This window comes from Terriglobales bacterium (assembly GCA_035561515.1).
Classification (GTDB): Bacteria; Acidobacteriota; Terriglobia; order Terriglobales; family Acidobacteriaceae; genus DATMXP01.
This window is the reverse complement of the sequence record DATMXP010000031.1, coordinates 1-18,007: the sequence shown is the minus strand read 5'-3', so window position 1 is coordinate 18,007 and position 18,007 is coordinate 1. Positions and strand designations below refer to the sequence as shown.

14 protein-coding genes are annotated in these 18,007 nt (G+C 57.8%); 8 read left to right on the top strand and 6 right to left on the bottom strand.

All coding sequences use genetic code 11. From position 1 onward, the window contains the following. Positions 1–22 precede the first annotated feature (22 nt). On the bottom strand, positions 23–499 hold the full coding sequence (locus VN577_14875) for a hypothetical protein (GenBank protein HWR16109.1): 477 nt from the start codon (positions 497–499) through the stop codon (positions 23–25). A 240-nt stretch (positions 500–739) separates the two neighbouring features. Beyond that, the gene (locus VN577_14870) at positions 740–1,798 is read right to left on the bottom strand and encodes an endonuclease/exonuclease/phosphatase family protein (GenBank protein ID HWR16108.1); all 1,059 of its coding nucleotides are present in this window, start codon (positions 1,796–1,798) and stop codon (positions 740–742) included. Between the two features lie 323 nt (positions 1,799–2,121). Here VN577_14870 and VN577_14865 point away from each other — a divergent pair, with 323 nt between their 5' ends. Next, a complete protein-coding gene (locus VN577_14865) occupies positions 2,122–2,361 on the top strand; it encodes a hypothetical protein (protein HWR16107.1) in 240 nt (79 codons plus the stop codon). Here VN577_14865 and VN577_14860 read toward each other — a convergent pair. Next, a complete protein-coding gene (locus VN577_14860; GenBank protein HWR16106.1) occupies positions 2,358–5,030 on the bottom strand; it encodes a M1 family aminopeptidase in 2,673 nt (890 codons plus the stop codon). The genes VN577_14865 and VN577_14860 overlap by 4 nt on opposite strands. Here VN577_14860 and VN577_14855 point away from each other — a divergent pair. The 3 genes from VN577_14855 to VN577_14845 all read left to right on the top strand — a co-directional run bounded on the left by VN577_14855 (position 5,002) and on the right by VN577_14845 (position 8,994). Further along, entirely contained in the window at positions 5,002–6,483 is a 1,482-nt protein-coding gene (locus VN577_14855; GenBank protein HWR16105.1) for a tetratricopeptide repeat protein, read from the top strand. The genes VN577_14860 and VN577_14855 overlap by 29 nt on opposite strands. Before the next feature lie 142 nt (positions 6,484–6,625). Continuing rightward, complete coding sequence (locus tag VN577_14850; protein ID HWR16104.1) at positions 6,626–7,387, top strand: SpoIIE family protein phosphatase; 762 nt, start codon at positions 6,626–6,628, stop codon at positions 7,385–7,387. A gap of 2 nt (positions 7,388–7,389) precedes the next feature. After that, positions 7,390–8,994, top strand: a complete 1,605-nt coding sequence (locus tag VN577_14845) for an AsmA family protein (GenBank protein HWR16103.1) — start codon at positions 7,390–7,392, stop codon at positions 8,992–8,994. A 3-nt stretch (positions 8,995–8,997) separates the two neighbouring features. Here the strand turns inward: VN577_14845 and VN577_14840 are convergent, their stop codons facing one another. Further along, on the bottom strand, positions 8,998–10,737 hold the full coding sequence (locus VN577_14840) for an amidase (protein HWR16102.1): 1,740 nt from the start codon (positions 10,735–10,737) through the stop codon (positions 8,998–9,000). A 118-nt stretch (positions 10,738–10,855) separates the two neighbouring features. On the opposite strand from VN577_14840, the gene VN577_14835 reads away from it, so the two are divergent. Continuing rightward, positions 10,856–11,659, top strand: coding sequence for a hypothetical protein (locus VN577_14835; protein HWR16101.1), 804 nt, complete (start codon positions 10,856–10,858; stop codon positions 11,657–11,659). 42 nt (positions 11,660–11,701) lie between these two features. Here VN577_14835 and VN577_14830 read toward each other — a convergent pair whose 3' ends face one another. Continuing rightward, positions 11,702–12,811, bottom strand: coding sequence for a peptidylprolyl isomerase (locus tag VN577_14830; protein HWR16100.1), 1,110 nt, complete (start codon positions 12,809–12,811; stop codon positions 11,702–11,704). Between the two features lie 234 nt (positions 12,812–13,045). Between VN577_14830 and VN577_14825 the strand changes: the two genes are divergently transcribed. Next, positions 13,046–13,735, top strand: coding sequence for a thioredoxin domain-containing protein (locus VN577_14825; protein HWR16099.1), 690 nt, complete (start codon positions 13,046–13,048; stop codon positions 13,733–13,735). Positions 13,736–13,801: 66 nt separating this feature from the next. Here the strand turns inward: VN577_14825 and VN577_14820 are convergent, their stop codons facing one another. Further along, positions 13,802–15,928, bottom strand: coding sequence for a prolyl oligopeptidase family serine peptidase (locus VN577_14820; protein ID HWR16098.1), 2,127 nt, complete (start codon positions 15,926–15,928; stop codon positions 13,802–13,804). Between the two features lie 175 nt (positions 15,929–16,103). Between VN577_14820 and VN577_14815 the strand changes: the two genes are divergently transcribed. Both VN577_14815 and VN577_14810 read left to right on the top strand, forming a co-directional pair. Beyond that, positions 16,104–17,087, top strand: coding sequence for a hypothetical protein (locus VN577_14815; GenBank protein ID HWR16097.1), 984 nt, complete (start codon positions 16,104–16,106; stop codon positions 17,085–17,087). A 416-nt stretch (positions 17,088–17,503) separates the two neighbouring features. Next, positions 17,504–18,007 (top strand): transposase (locus tag VN577_14810; protein HWR16096.1); only part of this gene is annotated, 504 nt, incomplete at its 3' end.

The window sequence follows — 18,007 nt, the reverse complement described above, 5'->3', positions numbered from 1 at the left end:
GCATCACCCTCAGACGTTCGCTCTAGTTGCCTTGATACGCATCGACAGTTGCATTCTGGAGCCGGCCAACTTTCGTCATCACTTGCTCCCGCTGTTCCTTGGTGACCTGAAGCTGAAAGAAGTCCTCAAGAATGTTTTCAAATGCAACCATGTCGGAGTTCAACTTCGGTTTCCCGACTATCCACACCTCGTAATACGAATCGCCCTTCCGGGGAGAACGATTTTCCCTGACCGCCAGTTCGTCCGAGATCAGAGCCGCCGAGGCGATCTCTTCCGACACGTGAAACACAAAGATCGTCGGCAGTAATTCGTACTTCACCTTCCACTCTCGCGCCAGCCTGAGCAAACAGTTGTTCATGCGTTTGAGCGAAAGCTGACCTTTCACGTCTTCAGATTCCATGATGACGATCTTCGGCTGTACCGCAAACGAGGAGGTCTGGGCGGAGGTTGGCAGAGCAATGCACAGGATAAGGGCGGCGACGAACGAAACTACCTTCACAACACTGCCTCGCTTTTCTGGGAACCCCTAATTCTTTTCCCAGAAAAGGACAAAGGAAGTGACCCGAATCACAGCGCCAGGCGACTGCTGGTGAGTTCCGTTGCTTTGCTCGTCACGTTCAGACCGGTTGAGTTTGGGGGGATGATGAGTCGTACTTGCGCAAGAGGCAGGCCCTTGCGACGGAGCAGGGCCTGCCTCATTGTCGATGCATAGATACGCATCGCAACTGCGTATGCTGAGTTAAACCACTGCTCCTCGCGCCTCTCCTTTTGCCAGTTCCTCCAGATACTCGCGCGCGAAATCCGTCTGCAACTGTACCCACATCGGAAGATGGTCCGACATCTGGTGCGTGCGCCACGCCTTGTACTGCTTGTAGTCGCCCATCAGCGACTTCTTGTACTCGTCTTCGTCCTCGTCGCGGAAGACCGACTTGTAATAGTCGAACACTCCCGCGTGCCCCGCGCTTTGGAACCGGTGCTTCCGCGTAATGAACGCAATCTGGTCGTAATGCTTCTTCCTGTCGGCGCTGGTGCCTTCCAGTGTCTGGATCTCCTCCGGCACCTGGAATCCGTGTTTCAGGATCGCCTGCATCGTCACGTCTTCCGGCGAAAAGATGTTGAAGTCGCCCAGCAACACCAGGTTTTCCGGCTCACCCTTTTCCGACTCGCCCGGATGCAACGGTTGCGAGCCGTAACTCTTCGCCCGCTTTTCCAGGAACTCCGCGACGTCGTTGATCTCTTTCACCCTGCGCGGATCATCCTTCTTCGCTGTGCCATAGTAGATGTGCACGGTGCACAGGTTGAACTTCGTCCACCCTGCCTGGAAGCCGCACACGAACGGCGTCCTCGCAAACTGCACCGCTTTCAGATTCTTTGCCTCCGGCAGCACCAGTTCGCCGGCCAGTCCCGAGAACTTCACCTTGCGGCTGTCATACAGGAATGCCAATCGCTCGCGATTGCCGCTCGATCCGGCCGTCACATCTGTCACCAGGTAATTCCACCAGCCCCCCAGAATCCCCTGCACTTTCCGCAGGGCGCGCAGGTCCTCGTTCACCTCCTGCACGGCCACCAGGTCGAAACGGCTGATGATCTCGGCGATGTAGTAAAAGCATTCCGCGCAACGCTCCCCAAACTTCCCCGAATCGAACTCCCGGATATTCCAGGTTGCCAGCAGAAGTTTCCCATCTGCGCGCAGAGGGATCTCCTCGCCTAGCTGCTTCCGCAAACGCAGCAGGCTCTCCGCTGTTCGAACCCGAATCCCCTTGTCTTTCTCGGCCCACAATTTCGCGTAATACGGCATACATTCTCCTTCCCCGGACGCGCCAGGGTTGAGTCACCTGTCGGGGCGCCAGAATCTTACCCGCACCTACCGTCAGCGGTACAAAAATTGTCAGATTTGTTCCATTTCCGGAACAAAGTGCCAGTTTGGGACGCCCTCCCGGTCCCATTTCGGGATGGTTCGGTCCTTTTGAACCACGGTCAAGGGCACGGCTAACAAACTCATTACCTTCGTTTGCCAAAACACCGAAGTTCATTCGACTTCGATGAAATACAGCGGAATAATCGGCGGCATACGGCAGGGCTCGTCGGGCGGACTCGAACCCGTCGATGTCAGAGGACAGCATGGCTACAGGAATACAGATTGAGCACGTGGACGAAGCCGAAAAGGCGTTTGAACGCCTGGTGACCAGCCAGGTAGCTCGCGTGACGCAGGAACTTCAGAAACTCGAGCTCATGCTCGCGGCAGGAATGGTCGATCCGTTGGTTCTGCGCGAATTTCGCAAGACCATCGATCAGGTCCGCAAAACCAGTTGGCACGTTCACCAGGTGATTTCCGCGAAGGAAACCGAGCTGCCTCGCTAATTCTTGCGGCGCAGCACCGTCTCGTACGGATCCACTTCGATCTTGCGGACACCCGCAGGCGCCTTCAGCCGGAACGTCGATTCAGGCCCATCGGCGAATACCCGCCCGAGCAGCACCATGTCCTTGTTTGCCTTAACGCCGTAAATCGGCACGGACGTGATCAGTTCCGCGGGCGCATCCTTTTGCGTCAGTTTCCCTGTAATGGTCGTTCCACCCGCGCTCGCCGTAACCTTCACGCCTGACGCGTCGATCTTCGGGATGGACGTTCCGTTCACCCACTCGTCAAAGAACCAGTCGAGCGACTTCCGGCCCTCGAACCGCAACGATTCCGGGACCTCTTCTTCGAAGATCTGTTGCACGATCTTGTTGTTGATCGACTTGCCCTCGTAACGTTCGCGCAGTTTCCTCAGCACCCGGAAGAACGGCTCGTCGCCGGTCGAGATCCGCTTTGCCGCTTTCGGATCGGTCTTCCCATCCCTCTCCTCGGCATCGCGCAACATATGACGCAGCATGTGCAGCAGCCAGGTGCCGCGGCCATAGCTGATGGAAAGATATCCGTTCGGGAATGCCGACGAGAATAACCGCACGCCCAGCGTCACGGGGCCCGCATCCGCGCCTATCTTCTTGCTGTCATTCTCCTGCAGCAACTGCCTGCGATACTCATCCAGGACCGCCTGCACTTCCACTGGATGCGATTTTTCCAGCGTCACCAGCGCGCAATAATTCGCCAGCGCTTCCACCAGCCACTGGTCGCGATAGCTCTTCCACGTGATCAGGTCGCCCCACCACTGGTGTGCCGACTCGTGAATCGGGATCACCAGGTTGAACATGAACGCGTCCACCGGAGAGATCTTCAGCCGCTCCAATTCCTCCTTATGCAGGAACGAATAGCTCGACAGGAAGATCAATCCTGGCCACCCCTGGCTCGTCCGTCCCGGCATCTGCGAAAACACCAGCGATTTATACGGATACGGTCCCAGTTGATGCTCCAGTGATTCCAATCCTGTCTGCACTCTCTCGGCAACCAGCTTGGCATTTCCCGCCGGAGCCGGCTGTGCCGAAGGAACCATCGTGCTCACCGGTGCTCCGATGCGCGACGTCGGATTCAGCGGCGGAAGCATCACCTGCTCCTTCGCCACAGGCATCGTGTTCTCCACGCCTTCCGACGCGTACACCATGATCGGCACATCGCCCAGCTTCGCCTCGGCAAGTTGATAGTTGCCGAGATTGAATCCGGCAATCGGGATCGGCCTCTCCGAAACCCACCGCGACACCACCGATGTCTCCGTCGAATCCGAAGAAACCCTGTGCCCAGTCGCCACCAGCGTCCATTCCTTCGGATACGTGAACTCAAGATCGAAGTTCGCCAGTGCCACACCGCGGTTCGGATACCAGATACCGCGCGCGCCCACGTACAGCAGTCCTCCGCCCGCGTCCGACATCACCGATCCGCCGTACACGAAACGTAATTCCAGTTTCTGCCCAGTCTGTAATGATTGCGGAAATACCAGCGCCACCAGGTCATTGCCGCGACGCTCCAGCGCGGTCCCTTCCAGCGCTTCGTTTTGCAGGTACTCCAGGGCTTGACCGTTGTATTCCACCGAACTTACTTTCAGGAAACGCGACAACTCCAGCAGGATCACCCGCTGCCCGCCCTGCGCCACCACGGCGTTCATCGTGCATTCCACTTCCAGATCGGTCGGCGGCTTTACGTTCACTTTGATCTTGTAGTCGGCGATCTGAAGTCGGTCTTCCGGCTCTTCGTCGGTCGTTGACCCCAATGCTGCCGGTGTCTGGGAAGTCCGTCCTTTCATCGTCCGGTGCGGAATCGCGCGCATTCGCATCGATCGCATGGGAAACGCTGTCCACACGTTGAAGAAACCGCGGCCGTACTTGTCGCGCGATAACTGCCCCACGCTGATCTGCTCGCGTGCATCGGTATCGAAGAACAGGTCAAAGACGCCCATATTCACGCCGTTGATCCTGGCCCGCAGCATGTGATCGCCTTCCGGGGTCACGATCTTGCCATCGGCAGTCTTGTGTCCATTCAGGAACGACGTCATCAGCCGGAGTGCATCCGCCTCCGAGAGGCTGGTCACCACGCTACTCCAACGATTCACGAATTCCTGCGGATCCTCCACCTTCCCGCGCGTGTACGTGATCAACTCACTCGCCAGGTCGTCGTTAAACCGCAGGTAGATCGACGAAAACTTCTCTTCCAGAATGCCGGTGTTGGTGAACAAGCCCAGCGAGCGCTTCTCCACGCGGTCGGGCGGGATCAGCAAAATCTCCCCTTCGCCTTCGAAGAATGCTCCTGTGATACGCCCATCCACGGCGTGCGTGAACCCGATGGTGCCGTCTTCCAGCACGATGTGGATGTCCTCGCGCTCCACCGACGCCTCACGAATCTTGTATACCGCGTCCGGATCAAGCTGGATCTCCCGCAGTTGCCGGTACAGCACCGCCGACGCGCTCGGTGCGGATGGCGTTCCACTTTGGTTGCGCGGGCTGCCGATCCGGAACGGCTCAGGCAGCGGCCCGGGTGGGCTGACAGGCGGTGTTGCATTGTGATACTGCGTTTCCTCACGCCCGATTTCCTGCCCAAATCCCGGTAATACGAAGATTAGTAATAAGGTGCATATGACGGCGGTTACGCCGGAATTTCGCAAGATTCTGCTAGAATTCGCGCCTGTGCGTCGGGTACTCATCAGTTTCCTGTTCGTTTCGGTCGGGATCTGCTCCGGCGATACCATTCGCCTGAAGAATGGGCGAACCATCGTCGCGGAAAACGTCCGTGAAAAGGACGGCAGGATCGAATACGAAATTGGTGACGATCTATATCGTATCCCTAAATCGGTCGTGGAGAGAATCGAGACCTCCACCCCCAACCTCCCCGATCCAGAGTTCGGCCCCGGCACGATGTCTGCTCGTCCCAACCCGGATGCGACCCTCCCGGTTCCTTCCGACGAAGCGCTCAAAGTTCCCGGCTTCAAAGATGCCCTGAACAACGTCATCCGCAACGGCCGCGTCGATCTCGACGCGCTCAACTCGCTCGAAACAACCGGCAACTCCGACCTCGTCGCCGCCGGATACTTTGTCGCCGGGCGCTTCGAATTCGAACGGGGAGACCGCGACACTGCTCGCCGCTATCTTGAACGCGCCCTGAGCAATGTCCCCGATAATCCCGTCATCCTGTCGTTTTACGCGTCGCTTCTGGTTCAGATGGGCCGCGCCCGCGAAGCCATCAATTACGCTCATCGCGCCACCATCGCCGCACCGGACTCGGCCGACGCCTTCAACATCCTCGGCTACGCCTATTTCAGTTCCGATCGCACTCGCGATGCCATCCCCGCGTGGGAGCGCTCTCTCGAACTGCGGCCCGACAAGCGAATCCAGACCTATCTCGCCAAGGCTCGCCGGGAACTTTCTGCCGAAGCCAATTTCTCCGAGCACGATACCGGTCGTTTCACCCTGCGTTTCGAAGGATCGGCCACCAAGACCACCCTCCGCCAGCAGATCGTGGGCGCACTTGAAAAGGATTACGACGAGCTCTCCTCGCAACTCGGGATCACCCCGTACCAGAACATCCCTGTCATCCTTTACACCGAGCAGGCGTTTTTCGACGTGACCCAGGCTCCGTCCTGGACCGGCGCCCTCAATGACGGCAAGCTCCGCATCCCCGTGCAGGGCGTGGACTTCATCAATCCGGAAATGGCGCGCGTACTGAAACACGAATTGGCACACTCGTTTATCAACCAGGCTTCTGCCGGACGCTGTCCGCAATGGCTCAACGAAGGGATCGCACAACTCGTTGAAAATCGCACCTTCCGCGGAGCGCAGCTCGCCCGTATCTACAAATCGGAATCACAAGTCCCGCTGAAGTCCCTCGAGCGCTCGTTTATGGGCTTCACCACCAGCCAGGCGACACTCGCTTATGAGCAGTCACTGGCCGCCACCGTTTTCATCCGCGACACCTACGGTATCGACGACATTCGCCGCCTGCTCGAGCACCTCGCTCAAGGTGGCTCCATGGAAGATGCCCTTCGCGACGTATTGAATACCGATTACAGCCGCTTCGAACAGGACCTCACCCAGTTTCTTGCCACTCGCTACGGTTCTTAAGCTCCCACCTCATTTCGTCCCACGCATCTGCGCCTTGTTGTGCTAACGTTGTGTTCCCCCACCCGTTCCCATGCGTTGGCCATTTTTCAAAACTGCGAAACCCAGTCCGCCGCGCAAACCGGCTCCGTGTAAGGCGCCTAAATTGAAGGAATCTGAGCTGGCTGCACTTTACCGTGCGGCACGTGTAGGTGGGGATTTCTTCGAGTTCTTCCAGATCAACGATCACCGCCTCGTGTTCGTCCTGCTGGATATCGCGGGCCGTCGCGAGCAGGCTCTTACGATAGCCGCCTCCGTTCAGGAAAACCTGCGGAATATCACGCCGAAGTTATTTGCCGCCTCCGACCTCAACGAAGCCGACGCCGTTACCGAGCTCGTTCACCAGCTCAACGACCTCATTCTCTCTGCGGCGGATGGCGTCCGCTGTGCTCCGGGGTTCGTCGGTTGCTATAACGAAACGCTCGGGCTTCTTTCCTACATCAATGCCGGATTCGTTCCCGCGCTTGTGCGTGATGGCGACCAGATCACTTCTCTCGAAGCCGGTGGTCTTCCGCTCGGTCTTTTCTCCCACGCCACTCACGACGCGCAGATGTGCGTGCTTGGCGGTGGCGGTGCGCTGCTCCTGGCTTCCCGCGGCCTCATTGAAGTTCGCGCGGGAAGTGAGGAGTATGGGATCGAGCGCCTGAAACAGGCATTCCAGCAGGCACGTACAACTTCCGCGCACGATCTCTGCGCGGACATCCTCCGTCACGTGAGCGAATTCGTGGAACAACAGAAACGTCGTCGGTTCCTGGGCCTGATCGGCCCTCAGGCTACTGTGGAAGGTGATTCGCTCGGTGAAAACGACATCACTACTGTCGCTCTCGTCCGTTTTGAGCAAAAATCAATAGCTGCGAATGCGAGGTGATTATGCGGCGCAAGCTCCTCTGGGCTCTCGGCATCGTCGTCGGAGTCATTCTCCTGGCTGTTCTTTTACTTCCGCTGTTGTTCGACGCCAACCGCTTCCGGCCTGACATCGAAGCGGGGCTGTCCCAATCTCTTGCTCGACAGGTTAAGATCGGCGACCTCAAACTCTCCATCTTCTCCGGCGGCGTCAAGGCCGACCAGATCTCCATCGCCGATGATCCTGCCTTTGGCAACAAGCCATTCATCCAGGCGAAATCGCTGGCCGTTGGCGTGCAACTCGTTCCACTGGTCTTTCAAAAGCAACTGATCATCGAGTCCGTTCAACTCGACGAGCCTCTGGTCCGGTTGCTTCAAAGCGCCAATGGCAAGTGGAACTTCTCCACCCTCGGCTCGAAGAAAGAAACCACGCCCACCAGTGCCAACCGTGACTTCCAGGCCCGGCGTATCGACATCACCAACGGACGCATCGAACTCGGCACCGCCGGCAAGCAGCAGGCATACACCGACGTTCAGGTCAGCATCCGCGACCTCTCTTACACCACCGCGTTTCCGTTCACTGTCAGTGCCAAGGCGGCCGGCCAGGGCAAGCTCAGTCTCGACGGCAAGGCCGGGCCAATCGACCGTACCGATATGTCGCGGACGCCGTTCAACGGTAAGGTCAACGTTAGCAATCTCGATCTCACCGCCACCGGCATGATGGGCAGCGATTCCGGACTTGCGGGCATTCTCGATTACAACGGCACCATTTCCTCTGACGGTCGTCGCGTCATCTCCGAAGGTACCGCCAAAGCCACCAAGCTGCGTCTGGTAAAAGCGGGTTCTGCCGCCGCCCAGCCGGTTGAGATTGACTACCACTCTGAATACGATCTCGTCCGCGAACAGGGCACCATCGAACGCACCAAGATCCGCACCGGCAAAAGCGTCGCCCAACTTGCCGGCTCTTACGCGTCTCGTGGCGCAAGCACCGATGTCGACCTCAAGTTCACCGGCAATAGCCTGGGTGTCGAAGACATAAAAGGTCTGCTCCCGGCCGTCGGCGTGATCCTGCCTACCGGGTCCACGCTCCAGGGCGGAACGATTGCGGCGAACTTCAACCTCCGCGGACCTCTCGAACAACTGGTCACCACCGGAACCGTCAACATCGCGAACACGAAGCTCACCGGCTTCAGTCTGAATAAGAACCTCTCTAGCGTCGCCACGCTCGCGGGACTTCCCGCAACCGGCGATACCACCATCCAAACCTTCTCTTCGAACCTTCGGATTTCGCCCGATGGCACGCGCTCAGACAACCTGAACCTCGTCGCTCCCGAACTCGGCACCATTACCGGCAATGGCACCATCTCTGCGAACGGCGCGCTCGACTTCCATCTCGTCGCGAAGCTTGCGGGCTCTGGAGGCGTGGTCGGGTCGTTGACTCAAATGGCTGGTATCAAAGGTGGATTGAAGACCATCCCCGTCGCGGTCAAAGGCACCACCGCCAAACCGGTGTTTGTGCCCGATGTCGGCTCAGCCTTGGCAGGCTCGTCCGGCACAGGCACGCAGCAGCAGCCTGCCAATCCCGTCGGCGGACTGCTCCAGGGAATATTCGGAAAGAAGAAGCAGCAGTAGCGATTAAGCTTTCTTTCCGACCTCGAGCGTCGAATGCTTCTTGTGGAACTCGGTCGCCTGCTCCCATGCGCGGGCGACCGCTAACAACTTTGCCTCGCCGAAGAGGTCCCCGAGAAACGTTAGGCTCACCGGAGTACCATCACTCGGTCTAAAACCGCTCGGCAGAATCACCGCCGGATGCCCCGTCAAGTTCGTCATCAGCAACTGCGAACTGAATGTCGGCGCCACCACCACGTCGGCTTTGCTGAACATCTCCGCCGCCTTCTGCATGGCGATCATACGCGCGCGGTTTCCGTTGATGTACTCCACCGCCGGAATCAATCGCGACGCGCGAAACGTATTCGGCCAGTCGTCTTTTCCCTGTTCGGTTAATAGCTTGTCTTTCCCGCTACGCGTGAGTTCGTCAAAGGCAGCCGCCGCTTCCGCTACCAGGATCGGCCTCATCGCGCCCCATGGCATGTTCGGCAATTCCAGCGGGATTAAATCCACCTTCAACTTCGAACGCAGCACGTCCACCGCGGCCTCATCGAACTTCTTCAGCAGCAGCCGCCGTTCTGTTTGTTCCGCCGTTTCCTTTTCGTCTGCTTTGTATTCGAAGTCTTCTTTCAGATACCCGATCCGCAGCTTCTTTATGTCGACGTTCGCATTCCAGTTAAATGCATAGTCGTGGACCGTCCTGTCCTTCCCATCCGGTCCGTGGATCGCCGAAAACACAATCGCGCAGTCCTCCACGTACCTTCCGATCGGACCGAGTTTATCCATGCTCCACGACAACGCCATCGCGCCGGTTCTCGGCACCCGACCAAAAGTCGGACGCAGTCCCGTTGCGCCGCAACGCGTACACGGAGACGAGATTGACCCCAGCGTCTCTGATCCGATTGCAAATCCCAAACACCCCGCTGCCACCGCCGACGACGAACCCGCCGACGATCCGCTCGATCCCTGGTCCGGCTTCCACGGATTTCGCGTCATGCCCCCAAACCATTTGTCGCCCATGGCCAGCGCGCCCAGCGTGGTCTTCGCCACCAACACAGCGCCGGCCCGATCCAATCGCTTCACAACCTCCGCGTCTTCCTCGAAACTCTGCTTCTCAAATCCGCCCGCGCCCCATGTCGTCGGATACCCCTTCACTGCCAGCAGGTCCTTCGCACCCCACGGAATCCCGTGCAGTGGCCCGCGATATTTTCCACGCGCGATATCCCCATCTGCTTCCTTCGCCTGCGCCGTAGCGCGATCTTCTGTCAGCGTAATCACGAAATGAAGTAACGGGTCGTAACGCTTCAGGCGTTCCAGGTACATCTCCGTCAGGTTCAGCGACGAAACCTTTCTCCGCCTGATCAACTCGCCCAAGTCTCGCACTGACCAGAACGCCACATCCTCAATATCTCTCGGCGCGGATATTTGCAGCGGACGGCTCATCACCATCGGCGTTCGCGCAGTCTCGAACTTCATACCCGGCAGCACCGGATTGAAATCCAGCGCCGGAGGCACACTGTTCGGCAGTTTGAGGTTGTGCAACTCCTCGTATGCTTTCAACCTGTTTTGCAGGTTTTCGAGCATCATCTCCTGCTGCTGGTCGTCGAACTCCAGTCCGGCAAGGGCGGCCGCGGAAGCGATGTTCGCTTTCGTGATCTCCGCTTTCGCTTCGGCGACTTCAGCTAACAGCAGTGGAAACACAGCCGCGGCTCCGCTCACCTTGGCGGCGCTCGCGACAAACGCGCGGCGGTTCATTTTGAATGTCATGAGAGCAGCCGGATTATACGGCACATTTTCGCCTCAGCGCACTGAACAAGAGGTAACTACAAATTTCGGCAATGGAAGACTATGCTACTCGCACTTCGTTCCGGGAGTGCGACGCTTAATGAAGATTCTGTCTCTTGTCCTCAGTGTGATTACGGCTATCCCTTCTTTGGCAGGCGACAATCAGTCGACGATCACTGATCAGGTAGCTCGCCTGCGTGCCGTTAGCGCCATAAGGGCGGTGGGGGTAGTGGGCTGCCTTGATACACGCAGACAGGAAAACATCGAGGCACGACTATTCGAGACCGTAAACCCGAAGATTGTAGATGGGAAACTCAACCAGAGATTCTTTGTTTACGAAGTCATGGCGAACAAATGTTACGAGGTCGAGGGCAACTCGCTGTTCGTCCAGTCGGAAAGTCATCCCGGCTCCTATGGCTACGTTGTAGTCAACACGCAAAATGAAGGAACTTACCGTTTGTGGTCGGGCGATAATGCTGGATCCGAGTTCAATAGGCTAATGCTTGATGCTGGAGCGAAAACCACTGTCGCTTGGGAAGCTCGGAACATCGCCATGCTTTACCAAATTCTTGTTTGGGGCCCGAGCGATGGAGTTCCACTTCATAGCGAATTTGACCTTCTGCAATCAGCCCAGAAGACCTTTTACGCCGCATATTCTCGCGAATGGAATAACAGATTTCAGGTGTGGTGGAGCCGATTCAAAAAGGGCCACAAACCAAACTTCGACATCTGGAGTCATGCATCAAACGAGGGATGGATCGTGGGCGCCACCACTTTTAAGGGTTTCCGTCTGACTGTCCCTCGGACAAAAATTTCGGGCGTTCCGACCGTTGAAGAGCGAAGCCTGTTGATCACAAAGAATGGACAAGTAACGGAACTTCCATCACGCGTCCTTTTCAAATAAGGGAGCGGACTCTACCGCTCCTGCGTCAAGCCCGCTTGAGACTTAGAACAGCAGAAATCTCTTCTTTTTCTTCTTCTCGCCTTGTTCGTCGCCGCTCTTGCTGTCCTGTGCCACCATGATGGGGTTCTTCTGGTTCGGACTCGCGCCCGTATCCACGAATCCCGGCTTGATGTCGATGTAGGCATCTTCCCGCAGCTTCGTCAGGTACTCGCGCAAAGCCGGCTGTAGCTTCCGAAGGTAAATTGCCTCTTGGATATTCGGCTCCACCTGCTTCAACGGAGGAATTCCGGGCTGCGTGTGGTCGATCACTTTGAGCAGCACGAACCCTTGCCGCGTGCGGATCGGGTCGGTGACCTCGCCCGGCTTCATCGCGAACGTCTTTTCTTCCAATTCCTTCGCCAGCATGCCGCGTCCAAACTCGCCCAGCGCGCCACCCTGCGATGCCGTCGGCCCGTCGGAGTACTTCTTTGCCACATCCTCGAACTTCGTACCCTTCTTGATCTCATCCAGCGCCTGCTGCGCCTTCTGTTCGGCGGCAGCCAATTGCTCCGGTGTCGGATCCGGCAACGGATCGCCTTCCTTCGCATTCGGAGCCGGCTTCACCGGTGCGATCAGGATCTCGCTCAACGCCACCTGCTCCGGACGCTCCAGCTCTTTCTGGTGTTCCTCGTAGAACTTCTGCACTTCTTCCGGCGTGATCTGTATGTGCGATCCCACCTCGCGTCCGATTACCGACTGCGTGAGGATGCTGTTTCGCAGGTTCTGCTTGAAATCTTCGTACGATACGCCGCTCTTCTCCGCTTCCTGCTCCAGCTCTTCCATGCTGTTCAGGTTCATCGACTTGCGGATCTCGTCCAGCCGCTTGATGAGCTCGTTATCGCCCGTAATCCCCAGGTCGGCCGCCTTCTGCACCAGCAATTGCTGGTCGATCAGGTCACGCAGAATGTCGCTCTGCCGCTTGTCGATCTCATCCTGCGGGACATTCTTCTGGTGCGCTTCGTTGGTCATCTGCTCCTTCGAGCGCGCCAAATCCGTCCGCGTGATGATCGAGTTGTTAACGCGCGCAACAATCTCCTCCACAACGGTGTCCGCCGCCTGGAGTGTCAGCGCTAAAGCAAAGAAAAGCAGAATAGAAGCGAGAGACTTTCGCATAGATACTTAAAACCTGGGACCTGGGTGGCTTCTCCAATTTTACATGAGCTTTGCCTTCACCGCCGTCCGCCTGGGACGACAGCCTTAATCCCCGCCGCTTTCCCTAACCCTGCCGTGCCAATGTAAGCTGCCGAATGGCGGTATCGTTCATTTCGGGTAAGATGTTCAGGAGCACTGCTTCCCAGCATCTCTGGTCCGGGTAGCTGCATCAGATAAGGAAACACCCTTTTTACGATGAAGAACAAAGCTCTCAGGATTGCAGTCCTGCTGCTCATGGCGTTGATCGCAACTATGGCACTTCGCGCTCGTGGTCATGCTCAAAACGTTCCCGACTCCTCGGCCCCGCTGACGAAGAGTTCCATCCTTCGTCCGCCCGCTGGCGCCAAGGTTGCGCTCGTCGAGTTCGCTGATCTTCAGTGTCCCGACTGCGCCAACGCCGCGCCGCTGCTCGAGGAAGCCTCCAAGACCTACAACATCCCCTTGGTCGTTTACGACTTCCCGCTCCCTCAGCACAACTGGTCGTTTGAAGCTGCGGTGATGGCGCATTACCTGCGCACCAAGAGCACCCCGAAGAACCCGATCGAAAGAAAGTTCCGGCTCTTCATCTACGAGAACCAGTCCGCCATTACGCCGCAGAACCTTCGCTCCTATATTGAGAAGTTCGGCAAGGCGAACGGCGTCGCGATTCCTTTCGTCGTCGATCCCCAGGGCAAGTTCGCGGCAGCGGTTCGCAAAGACAAGGACAAGGGAATCTCCGTCAACATCCAGCACACGCCGACCATCTATGTCGTCAGCACCAAGCAGACCGGCACTCCCTTCGTGGAAGTCGTGGACCGCCGCAACCTGTTCGCGATGATCGACGACATGATCGCCCAGACAAAGTCCGCGCCCTCCGCCAAGAAATCAACCACCGCGAAGAAATAGCAGCTCACTTTATCGATAAGGAAAGGGCGGGCCACTTGGACCCGCCCTTCTCATTTCCCAGGCTTCTTACTTCTTTGCCTTCGCCGGCTGCTCCTTCACGTCCACGCCAAGCTGCCACCACAGGAAGCTGATCTGGTCGGTGTAGTCCTCGATGTACTTTGTCACCGACCTCCCTTCCGAGTGTCCAGCCTTGGTGTCGTAATGCAGCAGGATCGGGTTCTTCCCACCCTGCGCCCACTGCATCAACGCCGCCATCTTCCGCGCATGTAGCGGCGCAACCCGCGTATCGGAATCCCCGGTCACAAACATCACCGCCGGATACTCCGTTCCCTTCTTCACGTTGTGATACGGCGAGTACTTCAGGATCGACTCAAACTGCTTCGCATCCACCGACGACCCGTACTCCGGCACCCAGAACTTCGCGATCAGGAAATCCTGGTACCGGATCATATCCAGCAGCGGATACGAGCACACCAGCGCCCGGAACAGATCCGGCCTCTGTGTCATCATCGCGCCCATCAGCAATCCGCCATTCGACCCACCCGACGCCGCCAGTCTCTGCGGATTCGTATACTTGTTCGCCACCAGCCACTCCGCCGCCGCGATGAAGTCATCGAACACATTCTGCTTGTTCTCCATCATGCCGGCCTTATGCCACGCCTCACCGAACTCGCCACCTCCACGCAGGTTCGGCAACGCATATACGCCGCCATTCTCCGCCCAGACTACTGCCGTCGCGCGGAACTCCGGCGTCTCGCTTACGTTAAAGCCGCCGTACCCCGTCAGGAACACCGGGGCCGCCCCATCCAGCTTCAGTCCCTTTTTGTACAGCAGGAACATCGGCACCTTCGTCCCGTCCTTCGACGTATACCAGACCTGCTTCAGTTCCAGCGCCGACGAATTCACCGGTGCCTTCGACTGCGCGAACACCGTCTTCGTGTTTGTCGCCGAGTTGAACCGGTAAATCGTCGCCGGCACATGGAACGAACTGAACTGGAAGAACGCCGTCGTTCCATCCCAGCGGCCCGAGAAGCTGTTCACCGTTCCCATCGTCGGAAAGCTCACCTCTCCCGCCGGACGCCCATCCGGCGTGAAGAACTTCATCTCCGACACAACATTCCTCAGATACGCAACCGCCAGCTTCCCACCCGTCACCGCAATCGACTCAATCGTCGCATTCGCATCTTCCGGAATCACGAACTGCCAGTGCGGACGCAGCGGATGCTTCATGTCGATCAACAACACACGCCCATTCGGCGACCGCCAATTCGTATGTACGAAGACCCGATCCCCGGCCGGCGCGATGATAAACCGCGCGTTCATGTCCTGCCCTGGCTGCGCCTTGATCAGCGGCGTCATCTCTTTCGCGCCCGACTTGCGGTCCAGGTAATACACCTCTGTCTTGTCCGCCGACGACCCGTAAAACACCGTCGTAAACGCATACCGACCGTCGTCGTTGACTACCGTGCTGGTGCCCAGTTCCCGGCCCAGTCCCTCGCCAAAGATCTGCACGTCATCTTTCACGTCCGTGCCGAACTTGTGCCAGCGCACCCGCGGCCCCGCGTCCGTGAAGATGTCGTAATAGAGCCCCGATCGATCCGGCGTCATGGCGATGTTGAAGTACCGCGCTGCCGGAAGCACATCTTTCAACTCCTTCCCGGTATTCACATCCAGGAAACGGACCTCCACCTCGTCCGCGCCGCCCAACCGGATCCCATACGACACCAGCGATCCGTCCTTGATCACATCCTCCAGGACCACGCTCGTGCTGTGGTCCGCCGACATCGGATGCGGATCCACCAGCACCTTCGGCTTCGCCTTCGCCGACGCCTGCATGTAAAGCACATACTGATCCTGGTTCGCCGCACGCCGCAGGAAGAACACGCGACCGTTCGCCTCCACCGGCGTCTTCGTCGCATCCACCTTCAGCAACTCACCCAGTCGCTTCTTCAGGTAAGGACGCGATGGCAAATCCCCGATCAGCGACATCGTGTACTTGTTTTGCGCATCGATCCATTTGCGCGTCTCCGGAGAGTTCTGGTCTTCCAGCCAACGATACGGATCTTCTACCGTCACTCCGTGGATCACATCTTTCACGTCTTCACGGCGTGTCGGTGGCGGGCCTTGTTTCGTCTGGTCCTGTGCAATCATCATGGGTGCAAGAAATAGAAAAACGAGCAGCAGTTGGCGCATAAGAACCTCGAAGTAGACCGACGATTATACGGTCTGCCTCCAAATACCACGGTGACTTCTGGACAATGCCCGTTCCACACAAGGAACATGAACGTTATTTCTCGTTCGAATCGCCCAAAATAAGGTACAGTCCTCCCGCATACCCCCGAATCACCTTTGATACAAGGACGCACCAATGAACTCACAGGAGTGGCTTCAGGAACTTTCCCGGCTCACAGGAATCCCTTATTACCCGGAGCACAACATATTTGGAGACAAAGCCGGCGCACTCGTCGGCAACCGCGACGGCTATATCGTCGCCCTCGGTAGCGGCAAAGCTGAAGGCAATGCCAACGCCGTCCAGATCATTTTCCGCTACGCCAACAACGCCGCGCCCAAGCAGGTCGAAGAGGCCCTCGGCGCCGCGAAAGGAAAGTTCGCCAAGCCCAAAGCCGATGAATCCACCGCACGCCTCGTGCGTACTTACTCCCTGGGCAAACCGAAGCCCGATTCCATCAAGGAAGACTTCGACAACCTCTTCGCCGCTCTGAAGAACACCGCGTCCCCCATCGCCGGACGATGCGAGAAATGCCAGACCAGCGAGCCTAACGTCAGCCTCATGAACGGCATCCCCGTTCACTACTGCTCCGGATGCCAGTCCCGCGTGAACGACGAACTCAACGCCGCCGCTACCGAATACGACAAGCTCGATACCAACCTCGGCCTCGGCCTCATCTACGGCATCGTCGCCGCTCTCATCGGCAGCATCCTCTGGGGCGGCGTCGCCTACGCCATCCACTACATCTTCCTCTACGGCGCGATCCTCATCGGTTTCGTCATCGGTAAGGCAGTCGTGTACGGCGTCGGCAAGGTCACCTGGCCCGCGCGCGCGATCATCGGCGTACTCACCATTGCCAGCGTCGCATTCGGCGACGCCCTCTTCTACGCCCTCTCTTTCGCCAAGGAGGAAGCGCTGCCGTTCACCACATCGCTCAGTTTCGTCGTGTCAAACTTCTGGGCGATTGAAAGCGATGCGAAGGGCGGCCTTCTATCCATCCTCTTCGGACTCGTCGGCGCAGCCTGGGTCATGTACGCAACGCGTAAGCCGGACTTCAAGGCGACCTTCGTGCCGCTCGGCTCACCAGCCCCAATCCTCGCCCAATCCGCCACTGCAAAATAGATCAGCAAACGAACGTAGAGGTCGCTCACCCCGAGCGACCTCTATTCGTTGATCCACTTGAGTATTGATGTAATGACGATGCCGTTTGAGCGCCGATGGCGCGACATTCCATAGCCCGACTCGTATCGGGCACGTTGCATCTTTGAAAGGGCACACCTTCAGGTGCAACGCTCGGTCCCGCTCTGTCTCTCGAACTTAGCCCAGGGCGGAAGCCCTGGGTTACGCGCACAGCCACTCTTGTCTGTGTGCGCAAAAATGTGGCACAGACATTCTTGTCTGTGTGCGCGAGCGCAGCTCGGCAGTTGGCGTTTCTTATTCACCTACCAACAGTCATTGGGTGCCCCGGGTTCGCCCTGCTTTTGGGCTAACCCGGGCATCACAGACGCCCGCACCCAACAGGGTTTAGGTTTTCCTGTATGCCCAGCGGATTGCGGCGATACCATTACTCCGGTCAATCGCACTTTCTTACTTTTAGTTGTTATCGCCGAGAGCAGCGATTCAATACCGCCGCGACTTACGACCTTTTCCTCACCTGTCTTGAGAATATGCGCGTTAACTTTGGCGTGTGTGTCTATGGCTATGTGGTGATGCCAGAGCACGTGCACCTTCTGGTCAGCGAACCGGAACGGCAAACGCTGGCCGACGCCATGCACTACCTGAAGTTATCATTCACCAAGCGGCTGCGGGAAGGAAGGTTCTGGCAGGATCGCGGATACGACCGCAATGTGCGCAATGCCGAAGAGTTCGCGGTCAAGTTAGGATACATTCACAACAACCCAGTAAAGCGTGGATTGGTGAAGGCCGCGGACGATTGGAAGTGGAGCAGCTTCCGCCATTACGCGTTTCGACAAGTGGGAGTGGTGGAGATTGAATCGGAGTGGGCAGCGAGGGATCGGGAATCGTCCGGCGCGCAGAGAATC